Source organism: Bradyrhizobium sp. SZCCHNR1093 (assembly GCF_032381175.1).
Taxonomy (GTDB): domain Bacteria; phylum Pseudomonadota; class Alphaproteobacteria; order Rhizobiales; family Xanthobacteraceae; genus Bradyrhizobium.
The window spans coordinates 81,330-102,516 of record NZ_JAUHJJ010000007.1 but is presented as its reverse complement, the minus strand read 5'-3'; the positions used below and the strand labels follow the sequence as shown (position 1 = coordinate 102,516).

17 protein-coding genes, 3 pseudogenes and 1 other annotated feature are annotated in these 21,187 nt (G+C 64.0%); of the genes and pseudogenes, 6 read left to right on the top strand and 14 right to left on the bottom strand.

Annotation, left to right across the window (positions count from 1 at the left end; all coding sequences use genetic code 11):
* Window positions 1–71: 71 nt before the first annotated feature.
* A complete protein-coding gene (locus QX070_RS22275) occupies window positions 72–917 on the bottom strand; it encodes a CmcJ/NvfI family oxidoreductase (RefSeq protein WP_315739239.1) in 846 nt (281 codons plus the stop codon).
* Between the two features lie 388 nt (window positions 918–1,305).
* Here QX070_RS22275 and QX070_RS22270 point away from each other — a divergent pair, with 388 nt between their 5' ends.
* Window positions 1,306–1,587, top strand: coding sequence for a hypothetical protein (locus tag QX070_RS22270; protein WP_315739238.1), 282 nt, complete (start codon window positions 1,306–1,308; stop codon window positions 1,585–1,587).
* A 53-nt stretch (window positions 1,588–1,640) separates the two neighbouring features.
* Here QX070_RS22270 and QX070_RS22265 read toward each other — a convergent pair whose 3' ends face one another.
* Both QX070_RS22265 and QX070_RS22260 read right to left on the bottom strand, forming a co-directional pair.
* Window positions 1,641–2,579 (bottom strand): TauD/TfdA family dioxygenase, encoded by a 939-nt coding sequence (locus tag QX070_RS22265; protein WP_315739237.1) that lies wholly within the window; start codon window positions 2,577–2,579, stop codon window positions 1,641–1,643.
* A gap of 34 nt (window positions 2,580–2,613) precedes the next feature.
* Window positions 2,614–2,817: a hypothetical protein gene (locus QX070_RS22260; RefSeq protein ID WP_315739236.1), complete on the bottom strand. Its 204-nt coding sequence runs from the start codon at window positions 2,815–2,817 to the stop codon at window positions 2,614–2,616.
* Between the two features lie 1,367 nt (window positions 2,818–4,184).
* On the opposite strand from QX070_RS22260, the pseudogene QX070_RS33065 reads away from it, so the two are divergent.
* Together QX070_RS33065 and QX070_RS33060 are read left to right on the top strand one after the other, a co-directional pair.
* A pseudogene (locus QX070_RS33065) lies at window positions 4,185–4,472 on the top strand (transposase); the annotation flags it as partial.
* A 329-nt stretch (window positions 4,473–4,801) separates the two neighbouring features.
* Window positions 4,802–5,056, top strand: a complete 255-nt coding sequence (locus tag QX070_RS33060) for a hypothetical protein (RefSeq protein WP_409998836.1) — start codon at window positions 4,802–4,804, stop codon at window positions 5,054–5,056.
* A 464-nt stretch (window positions 5,057–5,520) separates the two neighbouring features.
* Here the strand turns inward: QX070_RS33060 and QX070_RS22250 are convergent, their stop codons facing one another.
* Window positions 5,521–5,889, bottom strand: coding sequence for a hypothetical protein (locus QX070_RS22250; RefSeq protein ID WP_315739234.1), 369 nt, complete (start codon window positions 5,887–5,889; stop codon window positions 5,521–5,523).
* 235 nt (window positions 5,890–6,124) lie between these two features.
* Here QX070_RS22250 and QX070_RS22245 point away from each other — a divergent pair.
* Window positions 6,125–6,420 (top strand): annotated as a pseudogene (locus tag QX070_RS22245) (IS3 family transposase); the annotation flags it as partial.
* Window positions 6,208–6,324, top strand: a sequence feature (AL1L pseudoknot). It overlaps the preceding pseudogene by 117 nt.
* Window positions 6,421–6,665: 245 nt before the next feature.
* Here the strand turns inward: QX070_RS22245 and QX070_RS22240 are convergent.
* A pseudogene (locus QX070_RS22240) lies at window positions 6,666–6,831 on the bottom strand (GMP synthase (glutamine-hydrolyzing)); the annotation flags it as partial.
* A gap of 101 nt (window positions 6,832–6,932) precedes the next feature.
* Here QX070_RS22240 and QX070_RS22235 point away from each other — a divergent pair.
* Window positions 6,933–7,313: an avidin/streptavidin family protein gene (locus tag QX070_RS22235; RefSeq protein ID WP_315739233.1), complete on the top strand. Its 381-nt coding sequence runs from the start codon at window positions 6,933–6,935 to the stop codon at window positions 7,311–7,313.
* 731 nt (window positions 7,314–8,044) lie between these two features.
* Here the strand turns inward: QX070_RS22235 and QX070_RS22230 are convergent.
* The 9 genes from QX070_RS22230 to QX070_RS22190 form a co-directional block, all read right to left on the bottom strand.
* Window positions 8,045–9,742, bottom strand: a complete 1,698-nt coding sequence (locus tag QX070_RS22230; RefSeq protein WP_315739450.1) for an FAD-dependent oxidoreductase — start codon at window positions 9,740–9,742, stop codon at window positions 8,045–8,047.
* Window positions 9,743–9,744: 2 nt separating this feature from the next.
* On the bottom strand, window positions 9,745–10,458 hold the full coding sequence (locus QX070_RS22225) for an SDR family oxidoreductase (protein WP_315739232.1): 714 nt from the start codon (window positions 10,456–10,458) through the stop codon (window positions 9,745–9,747).
* The gene (locus tag QX070_RS22220; protein ID WP_315739230.1) at window positions 10,455–11,444 is read right to left on the bottom strand and encodes an NAD(P)-dependent oxidoreductase; all 990 of its coding nucleotides are present in this window, start codon (window positions 11,442–11,444) and stop codon (window positions 10,455–10,457) included. The genes QX070_RS22225 and QX070_RS22220 overlap by 4 nt, the downstream gene beginning before the upstream one ends.
* A gap of 10 nt (window positions 11,445–11,454) precedes the next feature.
* On the bottom strand, window positions 11,455–11,877 hold the full coding sequence (locus tag QX070_RS22215; RefSeq protein ID WP_315739229.1) for a cupin domain-containing protein: 423 nt from the start codon (window positions 11,875–11,877) through the stop codon (window positions 11,455–11,457).
* Window positions 11,878–11,947: 70 nt separating this feature from the next.
* The gene (locus tag QX070_RS22210) at window positions 11,948–14,527 is read right to left on the bottom strand and encodes a branched-chain amino acid ABC transporter ATP-binding protein/permease (RefSeq protein WP_315739228.1); all 2,580 of its coding nucleotides are present in this window, start codon (window positions 14,525–14,527) and stop codon (window positions 11,948–11,950) included.
* Window positions 14,524–15,393: a branched-chain amino acid ABC transporter permease gene (locus QX070_RS22205; RefSeq protein WP_315739227.1), complete on the bottom strand. Its 870-nt coding sequence runs from the start codon at window positions 15,391–15,393 to the stop codon at window positions 14,524–14,526. The genes QX070_RS22210 and QX070_RS22205 overlap by 4 nt, the downstream gene beginning before the upstream one ends.
* A gap of 45 nt (window positions 15,394–15,438) precedes the next feature.
* Window positions 15,439–16,677, bottom strand: a complete 1,239-nt coding sequence (locus QX070_RS22200) for an ABC transporter substrate-binding protein (protein ID WP_315739226.1) — start codon at window positions 16,675–16,677, stop codon at window positions 15,439–15,441.
* Between the two features lie 42 nt (window positions 16,678–16,719).
* Window positions 16,720–18,510, bottom strand: coding sequence for a thiamine pyrophosphate-binding protein (locus QX070_RS22195; RefSeq protein ID WP_315739225.1), 1,791 nt, complete (start codon window positions 18,508–18,510; stop codon window positions 16,720–16,722).
* A gap of 30 nt (window positions 18,511–18,540) precedes the next feature.
* Complete coding sequence (locus QX070_RS22190; protein WP_315739224.1) at window positions 18,541–19,995, bottom strand: aldehyde dehydrogenase family protein; 1,455 nt, start codon at window positions 19,993–19,995, stop codon at window positions 18,541–18,543.
* A 156-nt stretch (window positions 19,996–20,151) separates the two neighbouring features.
* Here QX070_RS22190 and QX070_RS22185 point away from each other — a divergent pair, with 156 nt between their 5' ends.
* A complete protein-coding gene (locus QX070_RS22185) occupies window positions 20,152–21,123 on the top strand; it encodes a LysR substrate-binding domain-containing protein (protein ID WP_315739223.1) in 972 nt (323 codons plus the stop codon).
* The last annotated feature ends 64 nt before the right edge of the window (window positions 21,124–21,187 follow it).

Below are 21,187 nucleotides of genomic sequence, written 5' to 3'. Positions count from 1 at the left end.
AAAATGCCCCCAAGTTGGACGAAGGTTCTCACGGCGTCACCGTCCGTGAAACGTCATCCTCCTGCTCACGTTCAATCGAAGTGGAACACCAGCATCCGCAATTCGATGCTCTCGCGCGGTGGCGCATCGGTCGGCGTCGTCGGGTCGACGAAGGCGGTATGCGGTCCGAACCGCGTGCGCCCGTCGGTCGCCGAATCGTAGCACTTCAGCAGCAGCGCCTCGTCGGGTGTCATGTCCGGGAAATAGAACCAGCGATGAGCGGGATTGTACGTGACGGAGTAGATCTCGCCGTTGCGGTTGGGATAGATCAGGTCGGACGCGACCAGATCATCCGGCGCGACCGTGGTCCCGTCGCACATCGCCAGCGGCGTGTCGCGCAACGGCCCGATGATTGGCCGCCACAGGTTGATCACCTGAACCCGCCCGCGCAGCAGGTCCTCCGCCTCGGCGCCGAGATGCTCACGCACCCGGTTGGCACCCGACGTCGCGGTCTGGTCCACATGCACGCGCGTCGCCGGCTGGCGCGGCCCGCCGTCACGGACGTCGGGAGCACCGGCCACACGCTTGCGCAGGGTGTGGTCGAAGATCACGACGCGATCGGCGCGCAAGGTCGCACGAATGAAGGCCTCCGCCGCCGGATAATAGATGCTACGGATTTCCTTCTCGTTGGTGAAGTCACGCACGAATGTGGGGTGTCGCACCAGCGCAAAGCCCTCACGGTCGAGCGAGAATGATTGCGCGATCGGGCGGCCGTTGAACACCGGCACCTGACGGGGCTCCGGCAGCGCGGTCGATTTCGGCTCGCCCGGCGGCGGGTCGAACGCATAGGTGCGCGGCTTGCCCGCGGTGGGCGCCAGATAGTTCAGCTCGGCGAGAACGAAGGGCAACGCTTCGATCTTTCTCTCGACCAGGCTCATGGATGTCTCCGGGCAGTTTCATGCGATTGCATGTAGCTTGATCGGTGCCGGCGGTCAGAACAAGCCGGCGCCCGAAATAGCAACGCTCCTGCTTTCGCTGCGGCCCGGCGTAGCAAGGAATTGCTCGTCGAACACAGTGCTAGACCGAAGTTTTCTTCTGTGTGTCGCGTCCTGCGCCAGGACATGGCTGGCATGACATCACCGCAGCCAGACTCGGCGCCATCGGGTCCCTTGCATTCGGGTCACGCCGCCCGCGCAGAACAATTCTTGCTCGATCAGCCTGAAAATCGCGCGACCCATTTTATTGACGGCATGCGGCGTCCTTCTACACTCAGCATCAGAGCACCAACGCGCCCCGCGCCGAACAGACACGATCCGACGCCACCGCATGTCAGCCGCACCTCCGCAGGTCTTCGCCATCGATCTTGGCCGGCGCCCGGCCTTCGTGTTCGCCGCGAATGATCACGACATGGCGCAGAGCCTGGTGCGGTCACCGCGATTGCTCCACGCGATCGACGCTTTCTGCCGGCTGAGGCGTCCTGCCCAGGCCGAACGGCTTGCGCTCCGCGGAGCAACCGACGACGAGGCCGCCGTCTATCGCGACCGCGCCGACGAGCTTGCCGACGCGGCGATCTCCCGCCTTCTCTTGGTTCATATCAGTCCGGACTGACACCGCAGGGAGCGCAGGCCCGTTCGGGCCCGCGCCTGTGCAGCGCGACCGACCTACTCCGCGGCCTCGCTGAGCCCAAGCCGCGCCCGCGGCACCTCGCCGGTCACCACCGACACACGCTCGCCCCAGCGCTCTTCGGGATAGTAGTCCCACACCGCATGATGCTGGCTCGCCCAATTGTCCCAAACCAGCAGCGAGTTCGGCCGCCACTGCACCCGCGTCTGCAATGCAAGCCGGCCTTCGATGTGACGGAACAGGAGCTGCAGCAGCGCATCGCTCTCGCGCCGGGTCAGCTGCACGATGTGCGAGGTAAAGGACGCATTGACGTACAGGAACTTGCGGCCGGTACGCGGATGAGTCACGACCACCGGATGCTCGGATAGCGGATAGGTCTTGCCGGGATCGGGCTTGGCGCCATAGCCGGCGGTCCAGGCCAATGATCCATCATGGATGGCCGTGAGGCCATCCAGCAGCTGCTTGATCGGATCCGACAGGAATTCATGGGCCAGATACATGTTGGCGAAGGCCGTGTCGCCGCCGAGCGGCGGCGTCTTGGTCACACGAAGCAGCGAGACCGCAATCGGGCTGGGATCGCAGGACACGTCCGGATGCCAGCCGTCACCGGCGGTGAAGCGCGAATTCGCATCGGTCTTCCACGACAGGAATTCCGGATCGAACGGCCCGTCGTGCCGGAAGCGGGTCGCGGCCAGCTCGTGCCGGTGCAGCGACTTGCCGAAGCGGCGCGCAAAGCGCTTGTGGTCGTCTTTCGAGATCTCCTGATCGCGGAACACGATCGCAAGATTCTCATCGAGCGCGCGGTGGATTTCCGCGAACTGCTCGTCCGGCAGATCCTTGGTGAGATCGACGCCGCCGATCTCGGCGCCGACCGTCGGACTGAGCTGCCGCACCTTAATCGTGCGATACGGCTCGCGCCGGGCGCTGTTCCATGCCTGGATGGCCAGCTTGTCGTTGAAGTCCCTGTAGAAGCTCATGACTTGTCCTTCTCGAAAGTTGCGATGTGGGAGATCAGATGACCGCGCGGCGCAGGCGTCCTCCGCCGGTCGCGACGAGCGCACGGGCCGCGCGTTCGGCCTCGCGCGCGGAGGCAAAGTGCTGTCCCTCCAGGCTGTCGAATGCGCGTTCGGATGAGAAAAAGCTGAAGCCGCGCTCGTCGGCCGTGACGATGCCGGCGGTGCGGTTGAGAACCTCGATGACATAGGCTTTGGACATGACCGGTCGTTCGCCGCGTGCGTGCGGCGCTCCTGTCTGATCTGCAGATGGTTGAAGGCGTTGAATTCGGCTGCAGCGATCAGCAACAGGCCCCGGTCGCCGCGGAGAAACAGCGGCCGGCAAGGCGCTTGCGCACCAGGCGATCGGCTGCGGTTCGGGTTCTCATCTGGCGTTCCGTGGTTGAGCGATGACGACAGGGAATATCGGCGCGAGGCGCTATGCGGTCAATGAAATGGAACTTCAAAGATTGCAAACCAGCGCATCGTTTATTTCAGAACGACACATCTCGACGCAAATAGTCGCTCGCTTATCCGGAAGCTGGGATTGAGACGGACTTGCAGATGACGCGGCGTGGGACATCGTACGACAAAAGCTTTCTCCACGTTTCAAACAGCAGGCATGGCTCGGGGATCTCGCGGCCGCATGCGCCCGAGCTTTGCATTCGTTCGACCTCTCCTTTGAAGAAGAGGCGCAGGGAAGACCGGGTATCGGCTGATACCCGCGGTCCGCGTGCAGCAGAAAAGCACGCGGCAGAACCACAGGTTCAGCCCAATATCCGGCCTTCCCTGCGCGACGGTTTGAACGGGTTATAGGCGCTCTCCCCGGGGATCGGCTGTCTTGCCCCCGTCGCCGGCGGATCATCATCACCGCCGGCTTGGCATCAGCACCGCGATGCCAGGACCACACCACTTCGCCGTCGCATCGCTCCGTTCGTCGGCGCGGGCTTTGACACCCGGCTGCGGAGCAACGCGCCCATCGCCTCCCCAGCTCGACGCTCGTGACGATCGCGAAACGTCCCTCTTCAGCGAGCCGGGATGCGCGAGAATGTGGAGGTGATTTGCCCGACAACGCAAGTGAGGAGTCCGCGACAAACTGGCACGACGGGCAGTTGGCGCATGTAGGGCATGCGTGGATTGCTCGTCGGGCAGATGATCCATCGCACGACGACCGGGCGTCCGTGAGTCGCCTCGCCCCTCCCCCATCGTCATGGCCATGCTCGGTCACAGCCATCCACGTCGTGGTCATCACGAAGAAAGACGTGGATGCCCGGGCCTTCGTCGCGGGCCCCGCGCTGAACGGGGCAGCGAGGGCGGTCTCGATAGCGAGCGAAGCTCACGAGTTTTGTGCACTGAAGATCATCTAGCCGGCCTCCGCAACCGCGGGGGTGGTGGAGCTAGAGTGAGTTCGTAATGATCGAATCACTTTTGACCACGAGGAGGCGAAGATGATGTACGGCGGGATCGATCTGCATTCCAACAACAGCGTGATCGTGGTGATCGACGAGGCGGATCGCGTTCGTGGGACAGAAGCGCTTGCCGAATGAGATATCCAAGATCATCCTCTTTCTGAAGCCCTGGCAAAGCGAGATGAAGGGTGTCGTCGTCGAGTCGACCTACAACTGGTATTGGCTGGTCGATGGCCTGCAGGAAGCTGGCTTCCACGTGCATCTCGCCAACACATCCGCTATCAAACAATATGAAGGACTGAAGCACAGCGGCGACGAGGCCGACGCGCAACATCTCGCTCACTTGCTTCGGCTGGCTATCCTGCCGACGGGAACGATCCTGCCGAAGGAGCACCGCGTCGTGCGAGATCTGGAGCGCAAGCGCATGCAGCTGGTGCATTCGTGCACGGCGCATGTCCTCGCGGTGGAAAACATCCTGACCCGACAGTTGGGCAGACGAATGACCAGCAACCAGATCAAGCGACTGACCAACGACACGATCGACAGCTTGCCGTTGGTCGCCGATGTGGGCTTGGCAATCAAGGCGAACGTCGCCGTCATTGCGACACTGCAGGCGCAAATCGAGGTTCTCGAGATACGCCTGCAGGAATGCGTCAAACGCCAACCGCAATATCGCCTGCTAACCAGTGTGCCAGGGATCGGTCAGACGCTAGCGACCGTCATTCTCCTGGAAACCGGTCCAATCGAACGGTTCGCTGACGTCGGCATTTTGCATCATACGCGCGCTGCGTCGACAGTGTGCACACCAGCAATCGCAAGAAGAAAGGCGAAGGCAACGTCAAGAACGGCAACAAATATCTTGCCTGGGCATTCGTCGAGGCGGCGAACTTCGCCAGGCGCTTTTGCCCCGAGGCCAGCCGATTCCATGAACGCAAGAAGGCCAGGACCAACAACATCGTTGCGACCAAAGCGCTGGCGCATAAGCTGGCCCGGGCCTGCTACCACATCCTGAAGGAGGGCAAGCCGTTCGATATAACGCGCTGCTTTGCCTGAAGGACGACGACGATCCGGTGAGCCGCGTACGGTGACTGGAGCTGCAACCAGCTGCACTGAATTGGACGCCGGATCGCCGTCACCAACTGCACGATAGCGGATCGCCCGAACTGCAAGCCATCCGGAGATTGGCGCCGGCACGCCGACAGCCATGGTTCTGTGAAACTCTTTTGGATGCGGGACGGCACCAACGTTCTTCTGGGGCGGCTATGCCGCCAGGGCAAGGCCTCGATTGGGCCGATGCTTGATCCTCATGGGTGTCTGGCGCGATCCGCGATGCGGGCGCAGCCATCGACCGAAGAAACGGGCGCGGTTCAAAACGACGCAGCTGGATGCGACGACGAGAATGGATTGGCAGATGGCACTGCCAAAAAAAGCTCTGCGGCACTTGACGAACGGCCGGCTAATGGGTGTCACCGTAATCCACCCGGGTTGATCAAGCCCAGATCGCTCGGCTGATCTCGCTAATTCTTGAAGACATCCCCTGTGACGAGGACCAGATCACATCGGAACTCGTCAGAGGTCTTGCCGCCTGCATCTTCAATCCGGTGGTAGCAGGTGTTGTTGCCGAACGGCCTGTTCTCAAATTTACCATTCTTGTCCTGCACGATCTCGGCTCGGATCTTCCCGCCCAGCATGTTGAACAGGACGTGTGCCTTATCGCCTTTGCAGGCAAGAATGATGGCGTCACCGCCGTCTTCCAGGCCCCCGGCGCTCACGGCTTCTTTCAGGCAGTCGTTGATGCTTGCGACGATCAGATCCTTCGATCCGACTTCAGCGGCGGCGGACACACTCGGCAGAGCGAGACAGATGAACATTATGAACTTCTTCATGACGACGGCTCTCCGGGCCGGATTGAACGATTGATCGCCTCACCCTAACCACTTGGGACGATGAGGAATGCCTGCTTTGACAGCCGAGAAACTGGGCGCAAGTCAGGCAGACAACGCAAGAGCTCGTCCAAATCTCGGCGTGCGACATCGGCCGAAGTCCCGTGCCCATTTTTTGGCGCGGCATTGGCAATTTCATTGAGAGCCTGCACCCTGATCGCGCCACTGAACCGTTCCGACCGACATGGCCGAGAGGCTGAAGGCCCTGGAACGGGAGAACCGTGAGCTTCGGCAGGCCAATGAGATCCTGCGCAAGGCAAGCGCCTATTTTGCGACGGCGGAGCTCGACCGCCGGTCCAAGCCATGATCGCCTTCATCGACGATCACCGTGGGACATATGGGGTCGAGCCGATCTGCAAGGTCTTGCCGATCGCCCCTTCGACCTACCACGCCCATGAGGCCAAGCGGCGCGATCCGACCAAGCTGTCGGCGCGCGCTGAGCAGGACGCCGGGCTGAAGATTGATCTGGTACGAAATCATCGACGGAGCACCAATCGTCTGATTGCGGCCTATCCGCGTTATTTTAGGCTGAAGTGGAGCCTATGCTGACGATACGTCTGGTCGTTCTGCTTTCTTTAGCGCGGAGCTATTCCCATTTTGTTTGAGTGCAGGTCTAGATTGGCGCCAGCTTTGATCAGGCCGCAGCCAACTTCAGTGAGGGCGCGAAATACTTGCGCTTCTCGAGACCCATGATCTCAAGGCTGCCTACGCCCTCACTCCTACCCGATCGTTCCCGGCGGCTTGCTCGTCACGTCATAAACCACCGGGTTCATGCCCTTCACCTCATTGATGATGCGCGTCGCGACGCTACCCAGAAACGTCATGTCGAACGGATAGAAGTCCACGGTCGTGCTATCGGTCGGGGGTCGCTGCGCGTGGGCCAACGCAGTGGTCACACGTTCGGCTGCTGCTCGGCGCTCGATCAGTCTTCCCAAGTGACCCAAGACGTGCCAAGTTAGCATAAAACAACCAGGAGGACACACTCTATGCGCCTTGAGCCAGCACTCTCGCGTTCAATGCCCGCAACAGAACCACTGAACATCGGCGGCGACTGGAAAAATGAGCTCCGGTCAGAGATGCACCTAGATCAGAATGGGGCAACTCTCACGGGGCACTACAAGAGTTATAAGAACGACGCCGGCCAGATTGCGGCGGAAGGTCCCTTGGTCGGCTGGGTGAGCGGCAAGCTTGTGGCCTTCTCCGTGAATTGGAACGGACTAGACTCGATCACGTCGTGGGTCGGGCAGCATATTGAAGACCAGGACGGGCCGCGGCTGGTGACACTATGGCAGATGACGAAAGCTGTTCCCGACGGCAGCGAATGGGAATCCATCAACGCCGGAGCCGACACATTCTGGCGGGTCTAACGACCCGCTGCCGCCCCCTACTCCCACTCGATTGTCTCGCGCTAGATTAAGGCATTGATCTTGAAGGCTTTTGCGCAGGCATCGTTTCAGGGTGCCGATCGCGAGACCGACGATTTGGTTTGATCTTGATTCCACAGGAATATCTTGTGCGCTCATGCCGAGCGCCCGTTCGGCAACTATCGGCTGCTATTGCCTACACGGCAATGAGCAACTTCTAACCTTGGTGCCAGCCGCTCATGAATGAGAGCTGAGCGGGAACGACAATTCAACTCCGAAAGCAGCGCGTCGGCCAGGCGATATCAGGAAAAGGCTGCAGAGGCGCATGATGCTCAAGTCGCCTCGTTACGGGGACGTGCAACCATATCATCTCGAGTTGCCCAAATACGAGCACTGTCCACTACTCGAGCAGCCCCGAGTCGTTCGTCAATTGCAAACTTCCCAAGTTGATCCCGTGTTGCACGCGATATAGCAGCGAGCCGGCGGGGATCCGAAGCGGCGCGACTACGCCAGCGAGCCAGTTACGTGCGTTGGCCGGGCGGCGGGTGGGGAAGGCCACCCCACCCTGGACAACGACAACAGTCCTCCTAACCACTGCCGCGTCCCCACTTCAGGCAACAACCCGTGGCCGACTTTCACAAGCCGCGAAGTGTGACCAAGTCGTTCTCATGCCTCCAGGCTTCGAGAGGTCACATCGAGCCATGCCTGGAGCGAGCTCAAGAGCATGAGAGCCCTCAAACATTCCCGCCGGCGACATTCCTGCCCACGAGCCAGCCGAAGACCAGCGCCGGACCCAACGTGATTCCGGGCCCGGGATAGGCCCCTTCCATGATCGAGGCCATGTCGTTGCCACAGGCGAACAGGCCAGGAATGGATGAGCCATCCGCGCGCAACACCCGCCCGCGCGCATCGGTGACGAGGCCCGCAGACATGCCGAGATCGGCCGGATAAACCGCGACGGCATGGAAAGGCGGCTCCAGGATCGGCGCGACGCAGGGATTGGGATGCTGATCGGCGTCGCCGAGCGCACGCTGATAGATGTTGCCGCCGCGGCCGAAGGCGGGATCCTCGCCGCGCACCGCACCGGCGTTGAACTGGTAGACGGTTGCAGTCAGCGCCTGCGCCGGGACGCCGATCGTCTCCGCGAGCGCGTCCAGACTGTCGGCACGCTTGAGATAGCCGGCAGCGACATCACGCGCGACAGAGCGCGTGAACGGCTTGATCTTGCCGAGGCCGTATCTCCACAGGAAGCGGCGATCGCAGATCAGCCAGGCAGGAACAGCCGTCGCGTGCCTGAGCTGCGCGCGCACGAACTCGTGGTAGGACACCGCCTCGTTGACGAAGCGGCGGCCGGTGCCATCGACCGCGATCAGGCCGGGCTTGGCGCGGTCGGTGACCGTGTGCGGGAAGACGCCACGGCTGCCGTCGGCCCGTGTGAAGGTCGACGCCGGCACCCAGAACGCGCCCGCTTTCGTCGGCGCCGACAGGCACGCGCCCAGGGCCATGGCCAGCCGCGCACCGCGTGGTGCGGCGCCGGGGTCGACGGTGGCCGACAGCAGGCCGGCGGCCTCAGGCACATAGCAGCGGCGCAGCTCGGCATCATGCGACAGCCCGCCGGTCGCGAGCACCACGCCGCGCCTTGCGGTGATCCAGGAGCGGCCGGAGCGATCGATAATTTCGAGCCTCGAGACCCTGCCCTGCGCGTCGGCCTCAAGCTGCTGGACGGAGGTGCCGGTGCGTATCACGACGCCACGATCGAGTGCCGAGCGCAGTAACCGCGCCGCCAGCGCGTTGCCGAGATAAAGCGTCGTGCCGCGCCGCGCCGTGAGCCGCTGCAGGCCATAGCGCACGATCAACCTGGCCGCATGCAGGGTCGAGCGCAACGATCGGCCGGCACGGCGCAGATGCGGGATATCCTGGCGGCTGATCATCATGCCGCCGAACAGCATGAACTCCGGCAGCGGATCGCGCAGCAGCGCAAAGGCGTCGCCGAGGCCGCGCGCATCGAATGGCAGCGGCTCCAGCACCCTGCCTCCCGCGGTGGCACCGGGCAGGTCGGGATAATAATCCGGATAGGTCGGCACCGGCTGCAGCCGCAGCGCAGTGCGGACCTCGAGATCGCGCAAGGCTTCGTCGCCAAATGCAAGGAATGTCTCGAGCCGCGTGCGGTCCTGCCCCGGCACGGTCCGGTCCAAATACGTGCGCGCCGCCTCCAGCGTATCCGCCCGCCCCTCCGCGGCCGCCTTGTGATTGGCAGGAATCCAGACCATGCCGCCGGAGATGGCGGTGGTGCCGCCGACGAATTCGGCCTGCTCCAGCAGCAGCACCGAGCAGCCGTCAGCCGCGGCGATGGTTGCCGCCGTCATGCCGCCCGCGCCGGCTCCGACGACGACGACATCGAACGTCTCGCCGGCGTGCAGCGCCGCCGTCATGCTCACACCATGCCGCCATTGGGCTGCACGATCTGGCCCTGGATCCAGGAGGCCTCGCCGGAGGCCAGGAAGCGCACCACCTCCGCAATCTCGCCCGGCTTGCCGATGCGATTGAACGGGCTCAACGCCGCCATGCGCTGCTTGGCCTCCTCGGTCTTGCCGGCATTGAAAAGATCGGTGTCGACGGGACCGGGCGCCACCGCATTGACGCGAACACCGCGCGCCGAGAGCTCCTTCGCCATCGACCGCACCAGGCTTTCGACCGCTGCCTTGGTCGCCGCATAGGGCCCGGTGCCCGGCACCGCGTGGCGGACCAGCGATGTCGTGATCGCGACGATGGCGCCGCCGTCGCGCACGCGCCGCGCTGCCTCCGCCAGCACGTTGAAGGCACCCAGGACGTTGACCTCCATCAGCAGCCGAAAGTCCTCCGGCCTGAAGCTCGCGAGCGGGCCTGCCGGCACGTTGATGCCGGCGTTGGCAATGACGGCCTGCGGCGCAGCACCGAGGTCGGCGGCAACTTGAGCGAAGACCTGCGCGACCGACGCGGCATCGCGAATGTCGACCTTGTATTGTCTGCCGGACCCTCCGTCCGACGGGTGATGGGTGGCGTAGGTCGAGGCCACCTGCCAGCCGGCGACGGCAAACGCCCGCGCGCAGGCGGCGCCGATGCCGCGGGAGCCGCCGAAGATGAGAACGATCGGAGAAGAAGTGGTCATTTTCGATTCCTTGATGGAGATGGTGTCTTCGCCATCGCGGCCCGCGTCGCTTCGATCGTCGCCTCGATGCCTTTTTGCAGATCGTAGCGCGGCTGGTAGCCGAGCTCCGCTTTGGCGCGGCCGATATCGAGCGCGCCCTTGACGGCGCTCAGCACGCGGCCGCCATGATGATAGGAACCGGTGTCGCCGACCGTGATTCTCGCACCGGGAATGGCGCGATTGACGGCGTCGGCCGTGTCGCGCAGCGTCGGTGCCACACCGGTCGCGACATTATAGGCGTCGAAGCTGTGATGCGGCTTGTCGAGCGCGAGCAGCACGCCAGCCACGGTATCGTCGATATAAACCTGATCAACCGCGAGATTGCCGCCGTCCTCCTGATGGAATGGCTCGCCGCGCAATGCGGCTTCGATGAAGGTGCGAGGCATGCGCAGGCGCGGCAGATGCGGTCCGTAGACCCAGCAGGTCCGCACATTGATGCATTCGAGACCGTGATCGCGCGAATAGACGCGACCATAGTGCTCGGCTGCGAGCTTGGTCACGCCGTAGACGCTGGCCGGCTTCTGCGGGTGCTCCTCGTCGATCACGGCGGATTGGAAGTCGCCATAGGTCTCCTCGGTCGAGATCTGCACGACGCGCCTGACGCCGGAGAGCCGCATCGCCTCGAACAGGTTGATCGCGCCCTCGACATTGACCCGCAGCGCCTTCAACGGAATGTCAGCGGCCTGAACCACACCGACCACCGCAGCGGCATGAATGACTGCATCGGGACGGAATGTCTGGAACGCTCGCAGCACTTCATGCCATTCGCCGAGATCGATCGCAGCGTTGACGAGTAGCTGTTGTTGCGAGGCGAGTGCGGCCATGGCCGGCGAGACCACCAGGTCGATGGCGACGACGCGATCGCCGCGCGCGAGCAGCGCCTGCGCGATGGCCGCGCCGAGCCAGCCGCAGGCGCCGGTGACCAGAATGGTCTTGCTCGTGGTCATGCCCGGCCCCTCACCGCGGCGCCGGCTCCTCGTCGGTCGGCGGGCTGGTGATCACGAGGAACAGCAGCGGGTCGTTGCCGGTGCAGTGGAATTCGTGCACCACGCCCGGCGGAATGTAGGTGACGTCGTTGGCACGGACCAGCCGGCGCTCGCCATCGAGGATCAGGATGCCCTCGCCCGACAGCACGTGATAGATCTGCTCCTGCACCTTGTGGGAATGGCTCTCGACATGCGCGCCGGGTTCGTAGGAGGAGATGCGATAGTCGAAGAAGCGGCTGCCTGTGGTATCCGGTGTCACGATCGCCTTGGACAGCGCCTGATTGTAGTGGCCTGGATACTGGGTCCAGAAGATCTCGGCGAGATTGCGCGTCACCGCCTTCTTCTCTGTCGCCGCATTCGCGTAGGCGTTCGGTCCGGGAACGACGATGGTCATGTCTCATCTCCTCAGGAAGGTTCAGATTGGGCCGGCCAGCAGATGCCGATGGTCACGAACTCGCAGCTGCTCATGACCCGTTTGCCGCGCGTTGCACTGCATCAGCGGTCTGAGTGATGCCAAGCAAACGCCCTTGCAGCTCGTGATCGGCCGCGAGCGCGGCAGCATCGCCGACATGGGCCACGCGCCCATTCACCAGCACATAGGCGCGGTCCGCCATCGCCAGCACGCTCTCGGCATGATGCTCCACGATGACGAGGCTCGCGCGCGACCTCAATTTGGACACGGCGTCGCGGACCTCCTGCACCACGGCGGGCGCCAAGCCCTCGAACGGCTCGTCGAGCAGAATCAACCGGCTCGGCACCATCAACGCGCGCGCGATCGCCACCATCTGCCGCTCGCCGCCGGAGAGATTTTCGGCACGCGCCTTGTGCAGGATGCGCAGCTTCGGGAACAGATCGAACACGTCGTCGAGCGACGCGCCGCCGGCGCGGCTCGCGAGCTTGAGATTCTCCTGCACGGTCAGGTTCGGAAACAGCCGGCGTCCTTCCGGCACCAGCGAGATGCCAAGCCGGTTGATCTCGTCCGGCCGTAGCCGGTTGAGCTGCCTGCCGTCGAACGTGATGCGACCGCCGCTCGCCGGCACCGTGCCTGTGATGGCCCGCAGCGCGGTGGTCTTGCCGACGCCGTTGCGCCCTAGCAGCGCCACCACTTCGCCAGGCCGCACGGCCAGGTCGAGCCCGTCGAGCACGGTGCCACCGCCGTAGCCGGCGCGCACGCCCTCGAGCCTGAGCAGCGGCTCGGCGGCGGCGCTGCCCGGAAGCGGCGTCACATTGGTCGCCCGCGACGGAGCCGCCGCGACTTGGCCATGGGCGGTGCCGAGATAGGCCGTGACAACTTCGGGATGGGCAGCCACCTCCGCCGGCTCGCCGTCGGCGATCAGCCGCCCCTGATGCAACACCGTGATGCGGTCGGACATGGCCAGCACGCGGTCGATGTCATGCTCGATCAGCAGCACGGCGTGGGACTTCGCCAGCCGCATGATCAACTCGCCTACGATCTTGCGGTCCGACTCCGCCAGACCAGCCAGCGGCTCGTCGAGCAGAAGGAGCTTGGCGTCGATCGCGAGCGACACCGCGATCTCCAAGAGCCGCTTCTCACCATGCGCCAGCGCGGAGCAAAGCTCGGCGGCTCGATCGGCGAGGCCTACGGCATCGAGCAGCGACCACACCTTCGCGTTTGCAGCCGCATCGTCATAGGCATCGCGCCAAAGACCCGTCCATTGCCGGTTGGCAGCCTGCACCGCGATACGCACGTTCTCGAACGCGGTGAGGTTGGGAAAGACGCTCAGGATCTGGAACGAGCGGGCGATGCCGAGCCGCGCGCGCTTGTACGGCGACAGCTGATCGATGGGCATGCCCTCGAACAGGATGGTGCCGGCGTTGGCCCGGAGCACACCGGTCAGCAGATTGAACAACGTGGTCTTGCCGGCGCCGTTGGGGCCGATCAGGCTGTGCAGTCCGGTCCGGCTCATCTCGAAGGACACGTCGTTCTGGGTCACGATCGAGCCGAAATGCTTGGACAGGTTGCGGATCGCAAGAATTGGCACCTCTGAGGCCGTCGCCGCAGCCTGGCGTGCACGATCCGGCGCGTAAGGAACGATGTCGCGCGGCCGCGATGGAATGACATTGCGCGTCAGGGTCCAGCGGCTGCGGCCGGCGATACGCTGGAAGATGCCGTGAATGCCCTCATCTGACAGCAGCGCGAAGGCGATGATGATGGGGGCGAAGACCAGCCACCAATTCTCCGTGATGGCGCTGAGCCGGTCCTCCAAAACGATGAAGACGATGGCGCCCCACAACGGCCCCAGGAAATGATGTACGCCGCCCAGCGCCGCCATCAGCACCGGATCGCCGGCATGCTCCCAGTTCAGATTGTTGGCGTAGACGCCCTGCAGCAGCAGCGCCATCAAACCTCCGGCGACGCCGATGCCGCCGCCGGCAATGACGAGCGCAATCAGCTTGGTGCGGTAGGTGTCGAAACCCAGGCTTGCGACCCGCTGCTCATTGTCGCGCAACGCCTGCATCAGTCGGCCGAACGGCGCATGCGCCAGCCGCCACATCATCCACAACGACCCGATCACCACGACGAGCGTGAACCCGTGGAAGGCAAGCGCGGAGCGAAACAGCGGACGCGCGACGTTCTGCAGGCCGTTCTCGCCTCCGGTCACCGAGGTCCATTTGAACGCAATCTCGAACGCGATCTGGGAGCACGCCAGCGTCAGCAGCGAAAAGTAGAGTCCGCGCCGGCGAAGGATGATGGCGCCGACGATCAGCGCCAGCAGCAGCGAAAATGCCACCGCGATCGCCAGGCCGGTGATTTCATTGGCGGCCGGCATGAAGCCCAGGCCGATTGCCAGCGCATAGCTCGCACAGCCGAAGAAAAACGAGGCGCCGAACGGCACCAGGCCGAGATAGCCGATCAGAAAGTTTACCTCCGCGCCGTAGAGCGTGTAGATCGCGATCTGGGTCACGCGATGGATCGGCATGCCCACAGCGAGCGCGATGCCGGAGGCGAGCGCCAGTATCGCGACCGCCACGAGCACCGGGTGACTTGCGAGCCGCTGCAGCACGGGCTTGGCCGTCGTCATTCGAAACGCTCCCAGCGCTCGCCGAATAGTCCGCGCGGCCGCAGCAGCATGATCGCGAACATCAAGGCATACATCGATGCGGCGGCCGCCTCTGGCCAGAACTGAATGGTCAGCGAGGTGACGATTCCAACCGCGAGTCCGGCGACCACTGCGCCCCGAAAGGAGCCAAGGCCGCCGATAGCCACGATCACGAACGCGGGCATCACCGCATTGGCAGCCATAGACGGCGACACCGTCCACAGCGGCGCGGCCAGCACCCCAGCGATCGCCGCCAGCATGCAGCCGAGCCCGAACACCGCGGTGAGCACCCGCGGCAGATTGATGCCGAGCAACTCCACCATCTCCGGGTCCCGGCTGCCGGCACGCAGGATCCGGCCATAGGGTGTGAACGCCAGGAAGCCCCATAGGCCGAGCAAGGTCGCGGTTGTCGCGCCGAGCACGGCCACGCGATATTTGGTGATCAGGAGAGGACCAACTTCAACGATCCCTGCAAAGGCCGGCGGCGGATTGAACGGCTTGCCGTCGGCGCCCCATGCATAGCGGATCACCGCTTCGATCAGCAGCGCCAGCGCAAAGGTCACGATCAGGCTGAGCAACGGCTCCTTGCCGTAGAGGCGGCGGATGATCGTCACCTCCACAGCCATGCCGATCAGCCCGACCACCGGAGGCGCCAGGATCACGGCGCTCCAGCCAAATAGCTGGAACAGCTGCCAGGCCACGTAGGCCCCCAGCGCGAAGAAGGCGCCATGCGCGAAGTTGATGACGCCGAGCAGGCCGAAGGTGATCGACAGACCTACGGCGATCAGCACGTAGATGAAGCCGAGCACGAGTCCATTGGCCGCCTGGGAGACGAGAGTGTCGAGCATCGTTCGAGCCTGTCGGTGCGCTGCAGGAACCGGGGTCGCCCCGCCTCACAGCGACGGCAGGCTACAGCCGATATCCTCCTTGGTACCGAACGCCTTCGCCGTCTCCTCGGCGGTCGCCGAGGTGTTCTTCAGCACCTCGAAATAGTCGAACTTGTCGGTGATCTGCTTCTTGATCTGGACGATGACGGCCGGGCGCACCAGCTGGTGATCCCAGTCGCGGAAGAAGAATGGAAACTCGCCTTCGGTGTTCTTCCACTGCTCGAGATGCGCCACGAGCTGAGCGGCCTCGGTCGATCTCGCCGCCTCGATCGATTCCAACAGCGCCCGCATGCCGATCCAGCCCGACCACGTCTTGTCCGATGGTGGCTGATTGTACTTCTTCTTGAAATCCTCGATCAGCTTCTGCTCGGCGGCGGTATTCTTCGGATTGTTGTAGTACCACGGCTTGATGTAGATGCCGGTCGAGGCCTGCGGCCCGACGTCCCAGAAGTCGGTGTCCGTGACGGCGACCGCCGCATAGGGGATCTTGTCCTTCATCCCCATCTCGTTCCACTGCTTCAGGAAGTTGGAGAAGTCGCCGCCCACCAGGCCGCCGACGATCACGTCCGGTTTGGCCTGGCGGATCTTGAGGATGTAGGAGCTGTAGTCCGCGGTGTTGATCGGCACCTCGTCGACCCCGACCTCGGTGGCGCCGACCTGCTTCAGCATCGCGCGCGAGGCGCGCAGGATGTCCTGGCCGAAGGCATATGACGCCGTGATGAAATAGACCTTCTTGCCGATGCTGGAGACGTAGGGCATCAGGCCGGCCATCTGAACCGGCACGGTCGCCTGGGTGCGGAACGTGTACTTGCTGCAGCTCTTGCCGGTGATCTCGCTGGCCGCGGCGCCGGTCAGGATCAGCGGCACCTTCTCGCGATTGGCAACGCTCATCATGGCGAGCGCCGAGGACGAGTAGTTGCCGCCGACCACGGCGACCACCTTGCTCTCGTCGACAAGCCGCTGCATGTTCTGCTGCGACACCTGGGGATTGGGCTCGTCGAGCCAGACCAGCTCGATCGGGCGGCCCAGCACCTTGCCGCCGGCCTGCTCGACCGCAAGCGCGCTGCCGCGTTGCAGGTACTCACCGATCGAGGCGCCCGGCCCCTGCTTGGCATAGATCATGCCGATGCGGACGGGCCCATCGGACTGGGCTCGCGCGGGACCGCCGACGCCGAGCACGGATGCGGCAGCCACGCCGGCCGACGCGCGCATGAAAGATCGCCGGTTCAGATCACGCTTCAACATGGTGCTCCTCCCTCTCGATGTTGTTATCTTTGTTTTGTATCGTCAGTCGCGTTTGTAAGGCTTGCCGAACACCGGCTCCTTGAATGGGATCGGCGGCAGCTCCCAGGTGCCCGTCGATGGCGGGCGCACCTCGGCGTCGACATGCAGATCGATCACGCAGGGGCGGCGGTTCTTGATCGCGGTCTCGACTGCACCGCGCAGGTCGGCGCTGCGGGTCACCGTCACGCCGTCAGCGCCGCAGGCGCGCGCCCAGGCGGCAAAGTCGGGGTTGTAGCGATCCCCGCCGGGCCCCTGATTGCCACGATAGAACGCGGTGCCGAGCTCGCGGCCCTCGAACAGGCCATACTGCAAATCGCGGATCGCGCTCCAGGCGAAGTTGTTCCAGACGATCCAGACGCACGGCAGGTCATATTCGACGGCAGTGGCGACGACATATGGCGCCATCATGAAGCCGCCGTCGCCGACCACCGCGACGCATGGACGGTCGGGCGCGGCCAGCTGCGCGCCGAGCACGCCGCAGACGCCGAACCCCATCGACGAAAAACCCCAGCTGTTCATCATGCTCTGCGGCCGCTTCGGCTGCCAGAACTGCATGAACCAGTTGTGATGCACGCCGGAGTCGAGCGACAGGATGACGTCGTCCGGCAGCACGTCCTGCAGCGCGCCGACGACATATTCCGGCCGGATCGGCGTGGTGTCGGCGCTGAAGTGCGGCCGCACGAACGCCTCCCACTCCGCCTTCCAGGTCCCGATCTGGTCGCGCCACGCCGCGAAATTTTCGCGGCGGATCGCGGGGCGACGCTCCAGCGCCGCGAGCAGTTGCCCGGCGAAGGTCTTGGCGTCGGCGATGATGCCGAGCGTCGGCGGATAGTTGCGGCCGAGCTCCGCCGGATCGATGTCGACCTGCAGCAGCCTGGTCGACGGGAAATTCCAGGAATAGCCCTGGTGCCAGCTCGACGACGAGCGATCGTCGAAACGCGTTCCGATGCAGAGCACGAGATCGGCATGACGGCCGGCCTGGTTGGCGGGATAAGCGCCGTTGCGGCCGATGAAGCCGAGCGTCAGTGGATCATCCGACGGCACGCAGCCCATGCCATTGGGCGAGGTGATGACCGGAATGCCGTAGCGGCTCTGCAACGCACTGATCTCAGGGCCGGCTTCCGAGAGGGTCGTGCCCTGCCCGATGAAGAACACCGGCCGCCTGGCGGCTTCGATCAGATCGAGCGCCTTGGTGACGTCGGCCTCGCTCGCGCTCGGCCGGTGACTGCCGTGAACATGCGACAGCGGCGGCAGCACGACGTCGGCCTCCTCCTGAAAAACATTGTACGGAATATCGAGATTGACCGGGCCGGGACGTCCCGTGACCATGGTGTCGAAGGCTTGGCGCAGCGCCAGCGGCAGCATGTCGACGCGGCTTGGCTGGAACGAACGCTTCACCACCGGGCGCAGCACCTGGGCAAAATCAGCCTGGTTGTGCGCGTACAATTCCTGGAACGGTGCGCGATTGGCCTGCGACGTCGGAACATTGGCGGTGATAGCGAGGAAGCTCGAGGAGTCCGACAACGCAGTCGCGAGCGACATCACCATGTTGGCCGAGCCCGGCCCGGTCGACGTCAGGGTCGCGACCGGACTGTGCTTGACGCGGAAATAGGCGTCGGCCATGTGACCGGCGCATTGCTCGTGGCGGGGCGACACCAGCTTGACGCGATCACGGACCTGGTAGAGCGCGTCAAGGATGCCGACGTTGCCGTGGCCGCAGATGCCGATCACGAAAGGCACCTTCTGCTTGACGAGATATTCGGCGATGACTTCGCCGCCCTTCATCTTGGTCATGGTCAGATCCTTGTCAGGTAGCGGTCCGCGTCATGCGAGGATCGTCACGATGCGCTCTTCGCTCATTTCGCGGATGGCGTAATGCGGCCCTTCGCGGCCGAACCCGGAATCCTTGGAGCCGCCATACGGCATGAGGTCCACGCGGGAGCTCGGCGTCTCGTTGATGTGAACGCCACCGACTTGCAATTGCCGCGCGGCCTGCAGAGCTTCGTCCAAGCGCTTTGTGAAAATGCCCGTGGCAAGCCCATAGGGTGTATCGTTGACGCGCGCGATTGCCTCGTCCAGCACATCGAAGGGCGCGATGCACATCACGGGTCCGAACACTTCTTGGCAGCCGAGCGGCGTCGCCTTGTCGACATTCGTGAGCAGCGTTGGAGGAACCACGGCGCCCGCCCGCGCGCCACCGACCAGACGCCGCGCGCCGTTCTGCTCAGCCAGCGCGATCCAGGCCTCGATGCGCTGAGCCGCGGCCTCGCTGACGACGGGACCCACCACGGTGTCGTCCTCTCCGGGATCGCCGTAGGGTAGCCCGGCGACGAGTTCTGAAAGTCTCTGCTCGACCTGCCCTATCAGCGAACGCTGCACCAGCAGCACCTGGATCGATGTGCAGACCTGGCCGGCCTTGCGGAAGCCGGCGTTGACGACCTTCGGCAGTGCAATATCGAGGTCGGCGTCCTCGCAGATCAGGCAGTGCGAGATCGAGCCGAGCTCCATCTGGGTTCGGCGTAGTCCCGCCTTGCTTTGGATGATGCGGCCAATTTCTGTGCTGCCGGTGAAAGCGAAGAACTTCACGGCAGCTTCGCTCATCATCCAATCGGCAACCTCGCTATCGCCATGGACTACCGACATCAGGCCCGATGGCAGACCGGCTGCGATCAGGCACTCGGCCATGATGCAGGACGTCATCGGCGTATGCAGCGACGGTTTCAGCACCACGGCGTTACCAGCCGCCAGTGCAGGCGCAACCTTGTGCGCCACCGTATTGAGCGGAGCATTGAACGGCGTAATCGCGGCTACGACGCCGAGCGGCACACGGATGGTGAAACCGATACGGCCTTTCTGGCCAGCTGCTCCCTCCATCGGCACCATCTCGCCGGCAAGCCGCCGCGCCTCTTCGGCGGAGAGCCTGAATGTCGTCGCACAGCGCTGGAGTTCGCCCATTGCATCGCGGCGTGGAAAGCCCGCCTCCTGGCGCAGCACCTCCACCAGTTCCGACGCACGCTTCTCTAGTTCGACCGCAGCGCGATCGAGGATGAGGCCGCGATCATAGGGCGTCAGCACATTGGCTTGGAACGCCCGCTCCGCGGCGATCATGCAGCTGCGGACCTGCTCGCGCGACGGCAGATGCGCGGACATGGCTGGCTGTAGGCGATATTTGTCGAGCACGGCTACGGTGTGCGTACCCTTCACCCATTCCCCGGCGATCAAGAGGCGGCACGATGGCAGTTCGGCCGACGCCTGTCTCTGAACCGCAGCGTCCGCCATCGTCTGGTTCCTCCCAAAGGGGTCTTACGCCTGTTACCCTCGTCCTTAGAGAGAAATTGACATTAGCAAAAATACTGTTTTGGATTAGTTGCTATAAGCTGAGCATATAGCTCGGCGGAAACGTCTCGTTCTTCCCCGGCAGTGCGGTGCCCGCCCATGGATTTGCGTCAGTTGCGCTATTTCGCCCAGATCGTCGAGAGCGGCAGTTTGTCGAAGGCGTCGCGCTGCCTGTTCGTTGCGCAGCCCGCCTTGAGCCAGCAGATCGCAAAGCTCGAGGAGGAAGTGGGCAGGCCCTTGCTGCAGCGCTCCTCGCGCGGCGTGATCCCGACCGAGAACGGCCTTGCGCTCTACCATCACGCCCGTTTCATGCTGCGGCAGCTCGACCATGCGCTGTCGATTGCCCGCCAGGATTCGGCAGAGGTGAGCGGCATGGTGTCGGTCGGCTTACCCGCAACGACCGTGCTCGCGATCGGGCTGCCACTCACCAAGTGCATCCGCGCCAAATATCCCGGTATCCTGCTCAATGTCGTCGAGGGAATGAGCGGCCACATCGCTCACATGATGCGGCTTGGCCAGCTCGACCTGGCCATCCTGTTCAACAACGACGTGTCGTCCAAGCTCGACGCGATTCCGCTGCTCGACGAGGAACTGTTCGTGCTTCTCCCTGCCGACAGCCCGCTGGTGCCGCGCCACCGTTGCAGCATCACAGTTGCAGAAGTTGCAAAGTTGCCCCTGATCCTGCCGACGGGAACTCATGGCCTGCGCCGGCGTGTAGCTGCAGAGTTCGAGCGGCGCAACATCACGCCGAATGTGGTCGCCGAGATCGATTCGCTCTCGCTGGTGATGAGCTGCGTCGGTGAGGGCATCGGAGTCACCATCAAGCCGATGTCGGCGCTGCAGGCAGGAGGACGAAGCAGCGAGGACTGGCGCGCCCTGCCCATCTCGGACGCCCGGATCACGCGACGCAACTATGTCTATTCAATCAAGCCAGACCTGCTGGCGCCTGCAGCCCTCGCCGTCGCCAAGGAGCTCCAGGATACGGCGCGAACGCTCGTCACATCCGGACAATGGCGCGGCGTCAGCCTGGTCGACGACTCCATGTCTTCCGCGATCCCGCCGGCGGCCTAGCGCACGCGCCGACCGTCTGACCGGCGGATCGCGACGGCATCGCGATCCGCCCCCGGCCCGGTCT

Excerpts from the sequence above, each read along its gene's own strand:
- QX070_RS22275 (WP_315739239.1), bottom strand. The coding sequence starts at position 917 with ATGAGCCTGGTCGAGAGAAAGATCGAAGCGTTGCCCTTCGTTCTCGCC.
- QX070_RS22270 (WP_315739238.1), top strand. The coding sequence starts at position 1,306 with ATGTCAGCCGCACCTCCGCAGGTCTTCGCCATCGATCTTGGCCGGCGC.
- QX070_RS22265 (WP_315739237.1), bottom strand. The coding sequence starts at position 2,579 with ATGAGCTTCTACAGGGACTTCAACGACAAGCTGGCCATCCAGGCATGG.
- QX070_RS22260 (WP_315739236.1), bottom strand. The coding sequence starts at position 2,817 with ATGTCCAAAGCCTATGTCATCGAGGTTCTCAACCGCACCGCCGGCATC.
- QX070_RS22250 (WP_315739234.1), bottom strand. The coding sequence starts at position 5,889 with ATGAAGAAGTTCATAATGTTCATCTGTCTCGCTCTGCCGAGTGTGTCC.
- QX070_RS22235 (WP_315739233.1), top strand. The coding sequence starts at position 6,933 with ATGCGCCTTGAGCCAGCACTCTCGCGTTCAATGCCCGCAACAGAACCA.
- QX070_RS22230 (WP_315739450.1), bottom strand. The coding sequence starts at position 9,742 with ATGACGGCGGCGCTGCACGCCGGCGAGACGTTCGATGTCGTCGTCGTC.
- QX070_RS22225 (WP_315739232.1), bottom strand. The coding sequence starts at position 10,458 with ATGACCACTTCTTCTCCGATCGTTCTCATCTTCGGCGGCTCCCGCGGC.
- QX070_RS22220 (WP_315739230.1), bottom strand. The coding sequence starts at position 11,444 with ATGACCACGAGCAAGACCATTCTGGTCACCGGCGCCTGCGGCTGGCTC.
- QX070_RS22215 (WP_315739229.1), bottom strand. The coding sequence starts at position 11,877 with ATGACCATCGTCGTTCCCGGACCGAACGCCTACGCGAATGCGGCGACA.
- QX070_RS22210 (WP_315739228.1), bottom strand. The coding sequence starts at position 14,527 with ATGACGACGGCCAAGCCCGTGCTGCAGCGGCTCGCAAGTCACCCGGTG.
- QX070_RS22205 (WP_315739227.1), bottom strand. The coding sequence starts at position 15,393 with ATGCTCGACACTCTCGTCTCCCAGGCGGCCAATGGACTCGTGCTCGGC.
- QX070_RS22200 (WP_315739226.1), bottom strand. The coding sequence starts at position 16,677 with ATGTTGAAGCGTGATCTGAACCGGCGATCTTTCATGCGCGCGTCGGCC.
- QX070_RS22195 (WP_315739225.1), bottom strand. The coding sequence starts at position 18,510 with ATGACCAAGATGAAGGGCGGCGAAGTCATCGCCGAATATCTCGTCAAG.
- QX070_RS22190 (WP_315739224.1), bottom strand. The coding sequence starts at position 19,995 with ATGGCGGACGCTGCGGTTCAGAGACAGGCGTCGGCCGAACTGCCATCG.
- QX070_RS22185 (WP_315739223.1), top strand. The coding sequence starts at position 20,152 with ATGGATTTGCGTCAGTTGCGCTATTTCGCCCAGATCGTCGAGAGCGGC.